1 rRNA gene is annotated in these 1,719 nt (G+C 50.1%); it reads right to left on the bottom strand.

Annotated features, from left to right (window positions below):
- Window positions 1–39: 39 nt before the first annotated feature.
- Window positions 40–1,600 (bottom strand): 16S ribosomal RNA (locus FC83_RS06935).
- Between the last annotated feature and the right edge of the window lie 119 nt (window positions 1,601–1,719).

The following is a 1,719-nucleotide window of genomic DNA, read 5'->3' as shown; positions in this document are numbered from 1 at the left end:
TTTCGATTTATCGTACAGGCTTTCCGTAATATTCCTTAGAAAGGAGGTGATCCAGCCGCAGGTTCTCCTACGGCTACCTTGTTACGACTTCACCCTAATCATCTGTCCCGCCTTAGACGGCTGGCTCCTAAAAGGTTACCCTACCGGCTTTGGGCGTTACAAACTCTCATGGTGTGACGGGCGGTGTGTACAAGGCCCGGGAACGTATTCACCGCGGCGTGCTGATCCGCGATTACTAGCGATTCCAGCTTCATGTAGGCGAGTTGCAGCCTACAATCCGAACTGAGAATGGTTTTAAGAGATTAGCATGACCTCGCGGTCTAGCGACTCGTTGTACCATCCATTGTAGCACGTGTGTAGCCCAGGTCATAAGGGGCATGATGATTTGACGTCATCCCCACCTTCCTCCGGTTTGTCACCGGCAGTCTAACTAGAGTGCCCAACTGAATGCTGGCAACTAATTATAAGGGTTGCGCTCGTTGCGGGACTTAACCCAACATCTCACGACACGAGCTGACGACAACCATGCACCACCTGTCATTTTGTCCCCGAAGGGAACACCTAATCTCTTAGGCTGGCAAAAGATGTCAAGACCTGGTAAGGTTCTTCGCGTTGCTTCGAATTAAACCACATGCTCCACCGCTTGTGCGGGCCCCCGTCAATTCCTTTGAGTTTCAACCTTGCGGTCGTACTCCCCAGGCGGAATGCTTAATGCGTTAGCTGCAGCACTGAAGGGCGGAAACCCTCCAACACTTAGCATTCATCGTTTACGGTGTGGACTACCAGGGTATCTAATCCTGTTTGCTACCCACACTTTCGAGCCTCAGCGTCAGTTACAGACCAGACAGCCGCCTTCGCCACTGGTGTTCTTCCATATATCTACGCATTTCACCGCTACACATGGAGTTCCACTGTCCTCTTCTGCACTCAAGTTTCCCAGTTTCCGATGCACTTCTTCGGTTGAGCCGAAGGCTTTCACATCAGACTTAAAAAACCGCCTGCGCTCGCTTTACGCCCAATAAATCCGGACAACGCTTGCCACCTACGTATTACCGCGGCTGCTGGCACGTAGTTAGCCGTGGCTTTCTGGTCGGATACCGTCAGGAGGTAAACAGTTACTCTTACCCCTATTCTTCTCCGATAACAGAGTTTTACGAGCCGAAACCCTTCTTCACTCACGCGGCGTTGCTCCATCAGACTTTCGTCCATTGTGGAAGATTCCCTACTGCTGCCTCCCGTAGGAGTTTGGGCCGTGTCTCAGTCCCAATGTGGCCGATCACCCTCTCAGGTCGGCTACGTATCATAGCTTTGGTAGGCCTTTACCCCACCAACTGGCTAATACGCCGCGGGCCCATCCTAAAGTGATAGCCGAAACCATCTTTTAAATTCGAACCATGAGGTTCAAATTGTTATGCGGTATTAGCATCTGTTTCCAAATGTTATCCCCCGCTCTAGGGTAGGTTGCCCACGTGTTACTCACCCGTCCGCCACTCGCCTTTCCAAATGAGTGCAAGCACTCGGTAGGAAAAGCTCGTTCGACTTGCATGTATTAGGCACGCCGCCAGCGTTCGTCCTGAGCCAGGATCAAACTCTCAAATAAAGTTTGTGACTCATTAATTTTTATTGCTAGCGAATTGACTTCGCAAATGTTTCATTTTTCAACTTAAAAGTTGAAGCCTGCACATTTGGTAAATCGAAACTTTGTTCAGTTTTCAAAGA

It is taken from the genome of Agrilactobacillus composti DSM 18527 = JCM 14202, assembly GCF_001436375.1.
Taxonomy (GTDB): domain Bacteria; phylum Bacillota; class Bacilli; order Lactobacillales; family Lactobacillaceae; genus Agrilactobacillus; species Agrilactobacillus composti.
Note: the sequence above shows the minus strand (reverse complement) of the source record. Positions and strands in the feature narration are given on the sequence as shown.